The organism is Nonomuraea fastidiosa (assembly GCF_042751225.1).
Lineage (GTDB): Bacteria > Actinomycetota > Actinomycetes > Streptosporangiales > Streptosporangiaceae > Nonomuraea > Nonomuraea fastidiosa.
Genome location: NZ_CP170570.1, coordinates 118,990 through 132,070, shown reverse-complemented (window position 1 = coordinate 132,070; position 13,081 = coordinate 118,990). Strand labels below are relative to the sequence as shown.

Annotated in this window: 11 protein-coding genes; 7 read left to right on the top strand and 4 right to left on the bottom strand. The window is 72.6% G+C overall.

The genetic code is table 11. The annotated features are described in order from the left end of the window. Positions 1-366: 366 nt before the first annotated feature. The 3 genes from ACFMQL_RS00550 (at position 367) to ACFMQL_RS00540 (ending at position 3,236) form a co-directional block, all read left to right on the top strand. The gene (locus ACFMQL_RS00550; protein WP_378784093.1) at positions 367-1,608 is read left to right on the top strand and encodes a hypothetical protein; all 1,242 of its coding nucleotides are present in this window, start codon (positions 367-369) and stop codon (positions 1,606-1,608) included. A gap of 57 nt (positions 1,609-1,665) precedes the next feature. Beyond that, positions 1,666-2,361, top strand: coding sequence for a DUF2786 domain-containing protein (locus ACFMQL_RS00545; protein WP_364066062.1), 696 nt, complete (start codon positions 1,666-1,668; stop codon positions 2,359-2,361). A gap of 89 nt (positions 2,362-2,450) precedes the next feature. Next, the gene (locus tag ACFMQL_RS00540; protein WP_378790121.1) at positions 2,451-3,236 is read left to right on the top strand and encodes an SDR family oxidoreductase; all 786 of its coding nucleotides are present in this window, start codon (positions 2,451-2,453) and stop codon (positions 3,234-3,236) included. On the opposite strand, the gene pgm is transcribed toward ACFMQL_RS00540, so the two are convergent. Next, positions 3,152-4,783 carry a phosphoglucomutase (alpha-D-glucose-1,6-bisphosphate-dependent) gene (gene pgm, locus ACFMQL_RS00535; RefSeq protein ID WP_364066060.1) on the bottom strand — a complete coding sequence of 544 codons (1,632 nt, stop codon included), beginning with the start codon at positions 4,781-4,783 and terminating at the stop codon, positions 3,152-3,154. The genes ACFMQL_RS00540 and pgm overlap by 85 nt on opposite strands. Positions 4,784-4,879: 96 nt before the next feature. Between pgm and ACFMQL_RS00530 the strand changes: the two genes are divergently transcribed. The 3 genes from ACFMQL_RS00530 (at position 4,880) to thrS (ending at position 8,449) form a co-directional block, all read left to right on the top strand. Beyond that, positions 4,880-5,761, top strand: coding sequence for a TIGR03564 family F420-dependent LLM class oxidoreductase (locus ACFMQL_RS00530; protein ID WP_378784089.1), 882 nt, complete (start codon positions 4,880-4,882; stop codon positions 5,759-5,761). Positions 5,762-5,820: 59 nt separating this feature from the next. Further along, positions 5,821-6,417: a GH25 family lysozyme gene (locus ACFMQL_RS00525; protein ID WP_364066053.1), complete on the top strand. Its 597-nt coding sequence runs from the start codon at positions 5,821-5,823 to the stop codon at positions 6,415-6,417. A gap of 67 nt (positions 6,418-6,484) precedes the next feature. Next, positions 6,485-8,449 carry a threonine--tRNA ligase gene (thrS, locus tag ACFMQL_RS00520; RefSeq protein ID WP_364066051.1) on the top strand — a complete coding sequence of 655 codons (1,965 nt, stop codon included), beginning with the start codon at positions 6,485-6,487 and terminating at the stop codon, positions 8,447-8,449. A 590-nt stretch (positions 8,450-9,039) separates the two neighbouring features. Here thrS and ACFMQL_RS00515 read toward each other — a convergent pair. Further along, complete coding sequence (locus tag ACFMQL_RS00515) at positions 9,040-9,765, bottom strand: PIG-L deacetylase family protein (RefSeq protein ID WP_364066048.1); 726 nt, start codon at positions 9,763-9,765, stop codon at positions 9,040-9,042. A 243-nt stretch (positions 9,766-10,008) separates the two neighbouring features. Continuing rightward, positions 10,009-10,323 (bottom strand): hypothetical protein, encoded by a 315-nt coding sequence (locus tag ACFMQL_RS00510; protein WP_364066046.1) that lies wholly within the window; start codon positions 10,321-10,323, stop codon positions 10,009-10,011. Positions 10,324-10,399: 76 nt separating this feature from the next. Between ACFMQL_RS00510 and ACFMQL_RS00505 the strand changes: the two genes are divergently transcribed. Further along, positions 10,400-10,930, top strand: a complete 531-nt coding sequence (locus ACFMQL_RS00505; RefSeq protein ID WP_378784085.1) for an HIT family protein — start codon at positions 10,400-10,402, stop codon at positions 10,928-10,930. Here ACFMQL_RS00505 and ACFMQL_RS00500 read toward each other — a convergent pair. Continuing rightward, positions 10,886-12,988, bottom strand: coding sequence for a hypothetical protein (locus ACFMQL_RS00500; protein WP_378784084.1), 2,103 nt, complete (start codon positions 12,986-12,988; stop codon positions 10,886-10,888). The genes ACFMQL_RS00505 and ACFMQL_RS00500 overlap by 45 nt on opposite strands. Positions 12,989-13,081 lie beyond the last annotated feature (93 nt).

The window sequence follows — 13,081 nt, the reverse complement described above, 5'->3', positions numbered from 1 at the left end:
GAAAGGAGGAATTTATCCCTCCGACTGACCGGTGACCTCGGCGGGGTCACCTGGCTGAGCTGCCACTTCCCGGCTCTCATTGTGCGTTGACCGACCCCGCCGCTGCCACCCTTGGGGCTCCCGGCCGCCTCTGAACGTGCCCCACCCCTGAGCGCTCGCCCGCCCTTGCGTGTGTCTCCTCATCCCCGGGGAAGCGGGCCAGCGGGGCGGTCGGTCGCGGTCGTGCACGTTGCGTCAAGGTCACAGAACTGCCGTGAAACCTGGGCAAACTGGGGCAGCAGACGGCGTTTGGCGTACAAGATAGCGACATTCTGCAATGATCTCGTCGCATAGAGCCGGAGTTTGAGCCCTCACGGATAGTGACAGATGCCGACATTTGATGAAATAACAGCCTTCATCACCGAGAACTCGCTCGCCACCGCCATCTACGCGCTGCTTGGCCTGGCCGGACTGGGCCTCGCGTTCCTCGCGCTCAGGCTGGTCTGGCGCGTCGTCTCCTGGCTGTGGGCCAGGTACGTCGCCCCGCGCCCCGTCGAGGACGTGCTGACCATCGTGGCGGCCTCCATCGCCACCGGCGTGTCCGCCCAGGGCATGTGGCGCTTCTCCGGTGACGTCCTGGGGCTCGACGGTCCCCTGCGGTTACTGCTGTTCGCGTTCATCGAGGTCGCGATCATCACCAGCGCCGTACGCGCCCGCCGCAACATGCGCGAGAACTACTCCGCCGGCATCGACGGCATCGCCGTGTGGGCCCTGACCTGCCTGACCGCCGTGCTGTCCAGCATGGACGCGCGCAGCCTGCCCGAGGCCGTCTTCCGCCTGGCCGCCCCGCTGGTCGCCGCGTGGCTGTGGGAGCGCGGCATGGCCATCGAGCGCCACCGCATCCGCGGCACCGGCCGCATCAACTGGCGCATCACCCCCGAGCGGATGCTGGTCAGGCTGGGTCTGGCCGAGGTCAGCGACCGCACCGCCAGCGAGGTCGACGCGCACCGCAGGCTGACCAGGGTCGCGCTGGCCGCCAAGAAGGCCAAGGCGCTGCGCGAGGGCGGCGCGTCCGAGCGCAAGATCCGCGCCGCGCTCGCCAAGCTCGACAAGGCGATGGACCAGGCCGTCGAGCACACCGGCCTGGCCGTGGACCCGCAGCGGCAGGAGGCCCTGCTGGCCCAGATCGCCGCGCTCTACAACACCTCCGCGCTCATCGACGCCGACCCCCGCGTGCCCTGGGAGCGCGACGCCGAGCAGCAGCCGGTGCCCGCCCGCCCCGAGCTTCCGCCCGCCATCGCCGAGCTGGTGCGCGAGGAGGACGAGGAGGTCACCGTGCTCGACACCACCCCGCAGGTGCTCAGTGCCGCCGAGCGCGCCGCCCGCATGCGGGCCGCCCGCGAGTACTGGGACCGGCAGATCGCCAAGGGCATCGTGCCCCGCACGATCGACATCGCCCAGGAGATCGGCATCCCGCTGGCCACCGCGCGCGAGTTCCGCGCCCTGTGGAAGCTGGAGCCGCGGGCGCACGCCCTCATCGAGGCGCTCTACCAGCAGCACGGCATCGTCGACACCGGCGCCTTCCCCGCGATCAACGACGACGGGCGGGTCCTGACCACCAAGTCCTAGCCGCCGTTCGCGGCTAGCATCGTGCCCGCAGGTGACCGGGCACGAGAGGGGGCTCGCTTGCGGGAGCGCACGCTCGACCGCGTCAGAAAACTGCTGGCCAAGGCGGAACGCACCGACAACGAGCACGAGCGGGCCACGTTCATGGCCGCCGCGTCGGCGCTGATGGCCAAGTACGGCATCGACTCGCTGCCGCCCGCCGGCACCCGCCAGACCCCCGGCGACCGCATCGTCACCCTGCCGCCCCCGTGGGCGAGGGAGAAGGCCCGGCTGGTGAGCCTGGTGGCGCAGGCCGTGCGGTGCCGGCCGCTGCTCATCGGGCGCGGCGACGGCGGCCAGCGGGTCCACGTCTTCGGCTTCGCCGCCGACCTGGAGCGGGCCGACCTGCTGGCCACCTCGCTGCTGCTGCAGATGGCCTCCGGGCTGGCGAAGGCCGTGCCGCCGCCCGGCGCCGCCGTACGCGCCTACCGGCGTTCGTGGCTGCTCGGCTTCACCGACGAGGTCTACCGGCTGCTGTGCGCGGCCGAGGCCGAGGCCGAGTCCGAGGCCGCCTCGGCCGGCACCGGCACGGCGCTCGTGCTGGCCGACCGCAGGGCCGAGGTCGATCGGGCGGTCGCGGCCCGCTACCCCCGCATCCGCATGAGCGTGCCGAGGACCAGCGGCACCGGCTACCGCGACGGCGTCGCCGCGGGCCGCAAGGCCGACCTCGGACGTACGGAGATGACCACCGCAACGGCCCTGGAGCTCCAGCGGTGAGCCCTTTCCGGCCGGTCCTTTGATCGCCCGGCCGATGGGGCACAAGCGCGCACACGGAACGCAGTCCTGCCGAACCGAGCCAGGCCACCATCGCCGGCCTGCAGGCCACCGGCTCGTCCATCGCGTACGGGGCCGGCAAGGCGGCGCTCATCCACCGCACCCGCGACCCGGCGATAGCGCTCGGCCCCAAGGTGCGGGTGAACGCCGTCGCGCCCGGCATCGTCGCCACTCGCTGGCACATCGACCGGGTGGGGGAGCAGGCGTTCTTCGAGATGGCGGCCACGCAGGAACTGAAGGCGCCGCTGCGGCGCACCGCCCGGCCCGAGCACATCGCCCAGATGGTCACGGCGCTGCTGGAACCGGGCATGGTGACGGGCGCTGCTGGAGCCGGACATGCTGACGGGCGAGGTGCTGGTCGGCGAGGTGCTGGTCGGCGACGGCGGCCGCCACCTCGGCTACTGACCCGGCCCCAGGCTTCGCGGAAGGCCCGCGGGTCTCCGGCCCGCCGGTTCACGACCGGCGGGCGTCCGGGCGGCGGGCCTCGGATGGCGGGTCTCGGATGGCGGGTCTCGGATGGCGGGTCTCGGGCGGCGGGTCTCGGGTGGCGGGTTTCGGGTGGCGGGCGTCCGGGCGGCGGGTCTCGGGTGGCGGGCGTCCGGCAACGGGCGTCTGACTGGCGGGCGTCTGGGTGGCAGGCCCCGGGCTCGGACCCCGGCGCGGGCCCCAGCCCGCTCCCGGCCCCCGGGGCCCCGCCCCGGGCCCCGCGCCCCCGGATCGGGGGTAGGGCCGGTCAGCTCAGGGCGGCGGTGACGAGCGAGCGGGCCTCCTCCTGCACCTTGGCCAGGTGGTCGGGCCCCTTGAAGGACTCGGCGTAGATCTTGTAGACGTCCTCGGTGCCGGACGGGCGGGCCGCGAACCAGGCGTTCTCCGTGGAGACCTTCACCCCGCCGAGCGGCGCGTCGTTGCCCGGCGCGGTCGTCTGCACGGCCGTGATCGGCTCGCCGGCCAGCGACGTGGCCGTCACCTGCGCGGCCGACAGCTTGCCGAGCACGGCCTTCTCCTCGCGGGTGGCGGGCGCGTCGACGCGGGCGTACGCGGGCTCGCCGAACCGCTCGGTCAGCTTGCGGTAGCAGGCGCTCGGCGACTCGCCGGTGACGGCCAGGATCTCCGAGGCCAGCAGGGCGAGGATGATGCCGTCCTTGTCGGTGGACCACACCGAGCCGTCGCGGCGCAGGAACGACGCGCCCGCGCTCTCCTCGCCGCCGAACCCGAGCGACCCGTCGAGCAGGCCGGGCACGAACCACTTGAAGCCGACCGGCACCTCGTACAGCCGCCGGCCCAGCGACTGCGCGACGCGGTCGATGATGCCGCTGCTGACCATGGTCTTGCCCACCCCGGCGCCGGCGGGCCAGCCGTCGCGGTGGGCGTAGAGGTAGGAGATGGCGACGGCGAGGTAGTGGTTGGGGTTCATCAGGCCGCCGTCGGGGGTGACGATGCCGTGCCGGTCGGCGTCGGCGTCGTTGCCGGTGGCGATGTCGTATTCGTCGCGCCCGGCGATGAGTGAGGCCATCGCGTACGGCGACGAGCAGTCCATGCGGATCTTGCCGTCCCAGTCGAGCGTCATGAACCGCCAGGTCGGATCGACCTCCGGGTTGACCACGGTGAGCGCCAGCCCGTGCCGCTCGGCGATCTCACCCCAGTAGGCCACGCTCGCGCCGCCGAGGGGGTCGGCCCCGATGCGCACCCCGGCCGACCTGATCGCGTCGAGGTCGACGACGGAGGGCAGGTCGTCGACGTACGTGCCGAGGAAGTCGTAGCGGCCGGCCCGCTCCAGGGCCGTCGTGTAGGGGACCCGGCGCACGCCCTTGAGACCGTCCTGCAGCAGCCGGTTGGCGCGGTCCTGGATCCAGCCGGTGGCCTCGGTGCCGGCGGGGCCGCCGTGCGGCGGGTTGTACTTGAAGCCGCCGTCGGACGGCGGGTTGTGCGACGGCGTCACCACCACGCCGTCGGCCAGGCCGGTGGTGCGGCCGCGGTTGTGGCGCAGGATGGCGTGGGAGACGGCGGGCGTCGGCGTGTAGCCGTCGCGCGAGTCGATCAGCACGTCCACGCCGTTGGCCGCGAACACCTCCAGCGCCGAGACCCGCGCGGGCTCCGACAGCGCATGGGTGTCGATGCCCAGGAACAGCGGACCGTCGGTGCCCTGGTCGCGGCGGTATTCGCAGATCGCCTGGCTGGTGGCCAGGATGTGGTCCTCGTTGAACGCGGCCTTCAGCGACGAGCCGCGATGCCCCGACGTGCCGAACGCGACCCGCTGCCCGGCCTCACCGGCGTCGGGATGCAGCGCGTAGTAGGACGTCACCAGCCTGGCGACGTCGACCAGATCGGAGGGCCTGGCGGGCTGTCCTGCGCGTTCGTGGGTCATGTAGGTCACTTTACAAACGCGGACCGGCCCGGCGGGTGACCGCGCGGCGGCGTGGGGGATACATTCGCCTCAGCCACTAGAACGGAGTTCTGTTTCATGCGATACGGCATCCTGCTCTCCGAGAACGCCAAGGACGGCGACCCCATCACCGGCCTGCGCGACCAGATAGCCGACGCCGCCGATCGCGGCTTCTCCTCGGCCTGGATGTCCAACATCTTCGGGCTCGACGCCATCGCCGCGCTGACCGCCGCGGGCGTGCAGGCGCCGCCCATCGAGCTCGGCACCGCCGTCGTGCCGACCTACCCGCGTCACCCCGCCGCGCTCGCCCAGCAGGCGATGACCGCCAACGCCGCGCTCGGCGGCCGGTTCACGCTCGGCGTCGGCCTGTCGCACAAGGTCGTCATCGAGGACGTCTACGGCTACAGCTTCGAACGTCCCGGCCGGCACATGAAGGAGTACCTGGAGATCCTGGTGCCGCTCACGCGCGGCGAGAAGGTGTCGTACCGGGGCGAGACCCTCCAGGCCGGCCTGCGGCTGACCACGCCCGGAGCGGGCCTGCCCGTGCTCGTGGCCGCGCTCGGCCCCCGCATGCTCAAGCTCGCGGGCACGCTCGCCGCCGGCACCGTGCTCTGGATGACGGGGCCGAAGACGATCGCCGAGCACATCGCGCCCACCATCAAGGCGGCCGCCGCCGAGGCCGGCCGCGAGGCGCCGCGCATCGTCTGCTCGCTGCCCATCTGCGTCACCGACGACCCGGAAGGCGCCGTCGCCCGCGCCAACGAGATCTTCTCCATGTACGGGACGCTGCCGAGCTACCGTGCGATGCTCGACAGGGAGGGCGCGGCGGGGCCCGGCGACGTCGCCGTCGTCGGCGACGAGGAGACCGTGCTCGCCAGGCTCGAAACGCTCAGGCAGGCCGGGGTGACCGACTTCGTCGGCGCGCCGTTCGCCGCTGGCGGCGCACGCTCGACCTGCTGACCGGCGCGGCGAAGGGCTGAGCGCAGGACGTCCCCATAAGATCCGACAAGGTGAAGCACGTGCTACATGGCATCGATGTGTCCAACTGGCAGGGCACCGTCGACTGGGCCGGACATGCCGAGGCCGGAGTCGCCTTCGCCTTCGCCAAGGCGAGCGAGGGCGGCGACTTCACCGACAAATGGTTCGCCCGCAACTGGAACGGCATGCGGGAGAGCTGGATCGTCTGCGGGGCGTACCACTTCGCCCGGCCCAAAGGCGACCCCATCGAGCAGGCGCGCCACTTCCTGCGGGTGATCGCCTCGGCGGGCGGGCTGCGCCGCGGCGACCTGGTCGCGCTCGACCTGGAGACCAACGACGGCGCGCGGCCCGAGCGGGTGGCCCGCTTCGCGCGCCGCTGGTGCCATTACGTCGAACGGCACGGCGGCGTGCGGCCGTTCATCTACACCTTCAACGCGTTCGCGCGCGGCGGTCACTGCGCGGGCCTGGGCGAATATCCGCTGTGGATCGCCAGCCCGGAGAGCCCGCGCGGCCGTCCGCCGGTGCCCAGGCCATGGCGCGACTGGACCATCCACCAGTACGCCAACAGCCCCGTCGATCGCAACGTCTTCCACGGATCGCGGCAGGAGCTGACAAAGCTGGGGTTTCACCCGCGATAGCATCGGTGTCCATCCACCGAACCCTGCCTCGGTGCCGGGCATCGAGCGCGATCCATGAGGAGACACCGTGTCAGCCGAGCTACGCATCACCCTCGCCGGAGCCGAGCGTGTGGTGGCGGCGGGCACGACGGCCGGTGAGGCGCTCGAGGCCGACGGCCGTACCGTCATCGCCGCCAAGGTCAACGGCGAGGCCCGCGACCTGACCCACCCGCTGTCCGACGGCGACGTGGTCGAGCCGATCGACATCTCCAGCGAAGAGGGCCGGGCCATCGTCCGCCACTCCACCGCCCACGTCATGGCGCAGGCGGTGCAGGAGCTGTTCCCCGAGGCCAAGCTGGGCATCGGGCCGCCCGTCGAAAACGGCTTCTACTACGACTTCGACGTCGACCGGGCGTTCAACCCCGACGACCTCAAGCGCATCGAGAAGCGCATGCGCGAGATCGTCAAGCAGGGCCAGCTGTTCTCCCGCCGGCCCGTCTCCGACGACGAGGCGCGGGCCGAGCTGGCGGCGGAGCCGTACAAGCTGGAACTGATCGGGCTCAAGGGCGGCGCCGACCAGGAGGAGTCCGTCGAGGTGGGCGCCGGGCAGCTCACCATCTACGACAACCTCGACCCCAAGACCGGCGAGCTGCGCTGGAAGGACCTGTGCCGCGGGCCCCACGTGCCCTCCACCCGGTCCATCCCGGCGTTCAAGCTCATGCGCTCCGGCGGCGCCTACTGGCGGGGCAGCGAGAAGAACCCGCAGCTCCAGCGCATCTACGGCACCGCCTGGGAGTCCCGCGACAAGCAGGACGAATACCTCAAGCTGCTCGAAGAGGCCGAAAAGCGCGACCACCGCAAGCTGGGCGCCGAGCTCGACCTGTTCAGCTTCCCACCCGAGCTGGGCAGCGGCCTGCCGATCTTCCATCCCAAGGGCGGGATCATCCGCAAGGAGATGGAAGACTACATGCGCAGGCGGCAGGCCGAGGCGGGCTACGAGTTCGTCAACACGCCCCACATCACCAAGTCGTCGCTGTTCGAGACCTCCGGCCACCTGCCGTGGTACGCCGACGACATGTTCCCGGCGTTCGAGCTCGAGGGCACCGAATACCGCGTCAAGCCGATGAACTGCCCGATGCACAACCTGATCTTCAGGGCGCGCGGGCGTTCCTACCGGGAGCTGCCGCTGCGGCTGTGCGAGTTCGGCTCGGTCTACCGCTATGAGAAGTCCGGCGTGGTCCACGGCCTGACCAGGGTGCGCGGCATGACGCAGGACGACGCGCACATCTACACCACCCGCGAGCAGATGGCCGACGAGATCAAGTCGCTGCTCCGGTTCGTGCTCAGCGTGCTGCGCGACTTCGGCCTCAACGACTTCTACCTCGAGCTGTCCACCCGCGACGACTCCGAGAAGTTCATCGGCGACCCGGCCGAGTGGGAGGAGGCCACCGAGGCGCTGCGCCAGGTGGCCACCGAGTCCGGCCTCACGCTCAAGGACGACCCGGGCGGCGCGGCCTTCTACGGCCCCAAGATCTCCGTCCAGGCCAAGGACGCGATCGGCCGCACCTGGCAGCTGTCGACCATCCAGCTCGACCTCAACCAGCCGAAGCGGTTCGGCCTCGAATACCAGGCCGCCGACGGCTCCCGGCAGACCCCGGTGATGATCCACCGGGCGCTGTTCGGCTCCGTCGAGCGCTTCCTGGGCGTGCTCACCGAGCACTACGCCGGCGCCTTCCCGCCCTGGCTCGCCCCGGTGCAGGTCGTCGGCATCCCGATCGCCGACGCCCACGTGCCCTACCTGCAGGACGTCGCCAAGCGGCTGCGGGAGAGCGGCATCCGGGTCGAGGTCGACGCCTCTGACGACCGCATGCAGAAGAAGATCCGCAACGCGCAGAAGGCCAAGGTGCCGTTCATGCTGCTCGCCGGTGACGAGGACATCGCCAACGGCGCCGTGTCGTTCCGCTACCGCAGCGGTGAGCAGAAGAACGGCGTGCCGATCGACGACGCGATCGCCGAGATCGTCAGCGCCGTCGAACGCCGCGTCCAGGTCTGACCCACCCGGCCCCGTCGCCGGGGCCTTCCCGGATGCCCAGCACGCGCCCGCTCCCCGGGCGGCACGCTGGCTGCCAGTGCGGCGGTACGCGCCTGCCTCCCGGGCGGTGCGCTCGTCTTCTGAGACGGCGGCACGCACCCGCGTCCCGAGCGGGGCGCTCCCGTTCCGAGGCGGCGGCACGCGTCCGCTTTCTGCGTGGCGTGCTCGCGTTGCGGGGCGGCGGCGGCACGCGCCTGCTTCCGAGCGGCGTCCACGCCTCCTCGGGCGGCGGTACGCGCTTCGAAAGGCCCGGCCACGCTTCGGACGTGGCCGGGCCTTTCGCGTCTCCCCCTCTCCCCTCGCGACCCCCGTGGGGCGGTGGGCCGGGAGGGGAGAGGAGAACTCGGCGCGCCTATGCAGCAGGCGGGGCGTCGAAGGCGCGCGTGGGTCGACGGGGTGCCGAGGGCGCCGCGTGGGTCGACGGGGTCCCGAGGGTGCGTGGGCTGCGGGGCGCTGAGGTCGTGCGTGGGTCGCCCGAGGGCGCGCGTGGGGTGCCGGGCGCCGAGGGGCGCGCGCGGGTCGGCGGGCGCTGCGGGTGAACGGGGTGGGGGTCAGCGGGGGTAGAGGCGGAAGGAGACGGCCGGGCGGCCGTTGAAGCGCTTGGCCTCCTCGCGGGCGAAGCCCTCGATGAGCTCGCGGGCGTACACCTCCGGGTCCGCGCCGGGCTGCAGCGCCTCGATGTACGCGCGGTGCTCCATGAGGGAGCGCACACCGCGTTCCAGGCCGTCGGTGACGTCCACGGCGTGCGTCGGCGCATTGGAGCCCGCCACGGCGACCCAGCGCACGCCGTTCCAGGGGCCGGGGCCGGCATCGGGGAAGATCCAGCGGTTGCCGGCGTCGCCGACGGCGTCCATGGTGGCCCGGCCGACCGCGCGGTGGTCGGGCGTGTTCCAGTGCGCGCCGCCCCAGGTGTCGTCGAAGTTCAGCGTGATCACGAGTTCCGGCCGGTGGCGGCGGATGGCGGCGGCGAGATCGCGGCGGAGCGCGGTGCCGTACTCGATCACTCCGTCGGTGTGGTCGAGGAACTCCACGGCCGTCACGCCGACGACCGCCGCGCTCGCCAGCTCCTCGCGCTCCCGCACGGGTCCGGCCTCGGCGGGGGAGAGCGTGTCGATGCCCGCCTCACCTCTGGTCACCATCAGGTACGTGACCTCACGCCCGGCATCGGTCCACACGGCGACCGCCGCCCCGCAGCCGTACTCCAGGTCGTCGGGGTGGGCCACGATGGCCAGCGCGCGCTGCCAGTCGTCGGGCATGGGCTCAAGCTGCTCGGTCATGCCTGCCATCCTGACAGCCCGGGACGGCACGGCGCACCGGCGTTTCCCGGGACGGCGCACTGGCGTTTCGCCGGACGGCGTACCGGCGTTTCCCGGGACGGCGTACCGGCGTTTCGCCGGACGGCGCACCGGGGTTCCCGGACACGCCGCCGGACTCGAGGAGCGGTCTGAGGGCTTCTCAGAGCGCTGAAGCGGCCGTTCTCAGGGACGCGGTCGTCCCAGGGACGCGGCCGTGCTCAGGACTCAGGACGCCGACGAGTCCGCGCGGCGGGAGCCGAGCCCGATGCGGTCGCGTACGGACTCGAAGGCCCGCACGAGGTCGCCGCCCAGGTCGGCGACGCCCGGCACCTCCAGGGCGGCCGGCGCGGCCACCTTCTCCACGACCTCGTCGGCGACCTTGATCCGCCCCTTGACGGCGGCACCCTCGGTGGGGGCCTCGATGGAGGACGGCGCGGCCCCAGAGGAGTCCTCAGCGGAGTCCTCCGGCGAGGTGCCGTCGGCGGGTTCTTCGGAGGCGTCGGCGGGCGGGACGGACTGTTCGGCCAGGGCTTCACGCATGGCGTCCTCCTGTCGGGGGCGATCAGGATTGCGCCGGAAGAGGCCCCGGTTTGTCCGGGGTCCTATGCTGCTAGATATGCACGATCAGGCAGGAGCCGGGACCCCCGACAACTTCGAGCGGCTGTGGACCCCGCATCGGATGGCCTACATCAAGGGTGAGAACAAGCCGACAGGCACCGGTCCCGACGACGGGTGCCCGTTCGACGCCATTCCGAAGATGAGCGACGAGGACGGCCTGATCGTCAAGCGCGGGCAGCTGGTGTACGCCGTGCTCAACCTTTATCCGTACAACTCGGGCCACCTGATGGTGGTGCCGTACCGGCACGTGTCCGGCTACGACAAGCTGGACGCGGCGGAGGTGGCGGAGCTGGGCGAGTTCACCCAGCGGGCGCTGCGGGCGCTGCGCAAGGCGAGCGGCGCGCAGGGCTTCAACGTCGGCATGAATTTGGGCCAGGTCGCGGGCGCGGGCATCGCGGCGCACCTGCACCAGCACGTGGTGCCGAGGTGGGGCGGCGACACGAACTTCATGCCGGTCGTGGCGCGGACGAAGGTGCTGCCGCAGCTACTTCGCGACACCCGCCAGCTGCTCGCCGACGCCTGGGACTGACGCGCGCCGCGGCCTGGGCAGCGCGCCGATGCCGGTGGCCAGCAGCAGCGGCACGGCCAGCGCGAGCGCCATCGACAGCACGGCCGCGCCCGAGTCGTTGACGAGCATGCCGATGACGCCGCTGACGAGCGTGCCGATCAGGCCGGCGCGCAGCGCGGGGGAGTGCTCGAACGCGGCCGGCACGACCCCCGCCGACGCCTGCTCGGGCCGCAGGATCGCGTAGACGAGGAACGCCGCGGCGGCGATCACGATGGGCATGAGGTTGGGGCTGAGCAGGGTGGCCAGCATGGCGTGCAGCTTGCGCCAGATGACGTCGAACGCCTCCCCGGTCAGCACCTGCCCCACGAACCTGCCGAGGTGCGACTGCTCGCTCGGCGGGCGCAGGTAGTTGAGCCAGGCGAAGCCCATCACGATCACGCCGCCGGCCGCGCAGAACGCCCCGAGCTTCACCAGCGAGACCCGGCGTCCCGACAGGATGAGGGCGGTCACCGCGATGCCGGGCACGAACGCGATGACGCCGCCGAAGTCGCTGCCCAGCCCGGAGCCGCCCAGCACCATCGCGAACGCGCCCAGCGCGACGATCGCGCCGACGCCGACGCGGCCCGGCCACCGGTGGGCGATCACCGTGGCGGCCAGCAGCGTGCCGGTCGCGAGCAGTGCGAACGGGATGTTGCCCAGCCCGTAGTAGCGGGCTCCGACGTCGGCGCCGTACCCCATGACGCTGTTGAGCTGCAGCGTGGTGCCGGTCAGCAGGTCACCGGCGAGGGTGAGCGCGGTGACCCCGGCCACGACCGCCAGCGGGCCGAGCGGACGGCGCCGCCACGGCCCGGCGAACGCCAGCAAGGTCACCGCGGCCGTCCACGCCAGCACGCCGCCGACGAGCTGCGGCAGGCCGGACCACGGCAGCAGGTTGACCAGGTAGCTGGAGACGGGCAGGGCGGCCAGCGCGACGGCGGCCACGCGTACCGGAGACAAACCCTTGCGGCGGCGCAGCAGCAGGAACGCCACCAGGTAGAACGACACCTGCAGCACCGCCATCACGGTGAAGTAGCCGCCCTTCACCGACCTGATCGCCTGCGCGGTGGCGTCGTCCCTGCGCAGCTCCGCGATCGAGGCCCCGGCGGAGCCGGCCTTCAGCGGCGTGCCCACGACCGTGGCCGGCACCGGCACGCCCAGCTCGCTCAGCACGGTGGCGGTGAAGTCGGTGATGATCGAGATGTCCTCGCGGTGGGTGGAGGCCGCGCCCAGCAGCCGCCCCTGCGCGTCCGGCGCGCGCATGGCGGCCACCCTCAGGTGCGGTACGGAGCCGTGGTCGGACAGCCCGGCGAGCAGCACCGTCGTGTCCGGAGGCAGCACCGACAGCAGCGCTCCCGCCTTGGCGTCGGCCAGCCGCAGCGCGTCGCGGCGCTCGGCGGCGGGCAGCTCGTCGGGCACCCGGGGCAGGCGGCCGCCCGCCCGGGCCAGGTAGGGCTCGATGAGGTCGTCGACGTCCATGGCGACCAGCGGGCAGCGGGCCAGGTCCGTGCTCCTGACGCGCAGCGGCGAGTCGTGGTAGCGGGCCACCGCGCCCTGCCGGTCGGCCAGCGCCAGCGCCGCGCCGGGACCGATCGCGATCGAGCAGCGGCCGGCCGCCTTGAGCGTCTCGCCGAGCGTGCCCGCCTCCTGCTGCCCGGCCACGTCGATGAGGTAGCGGTAGTGGGGGATGACGGCGCCCTCGCCGGCCTGCCGGGGGACGGGGGGAGCGCCGCACGCGTAGCCGACGGCCGACCTGGTGCCCGCCGACACCGTCAGCCAGCCGTCGTACGGGCAGGTGACGCTGCCGACCGTACGGACCGACAGCGAGCCGATCGCGCTCTGCCCGGCCAGCTCCCACAGGTTGGGCGTGTCGCCCGGGGTGAGGTCGTCCCAGTGCAACCCCGGCACCCCGATGAGCGCCACCCGCCCGGCCGGTTCCGCCGCGTCCCTCACGGACGCCCGGCCGGAGGCGGCGGCGGGAGCCGCCAGACCCACCAGCGCGTGAGCGACCACTACGGCCAGCACGACCAACACGCGCCTCACGCCGACGACCTCCCGTGCTCGCTGCCCTCGCGCGGCGCGGCGGCGCCGGAGCCCCAGCCCGGCCCGCCACAGGACGCGACCACCCTCTCATGC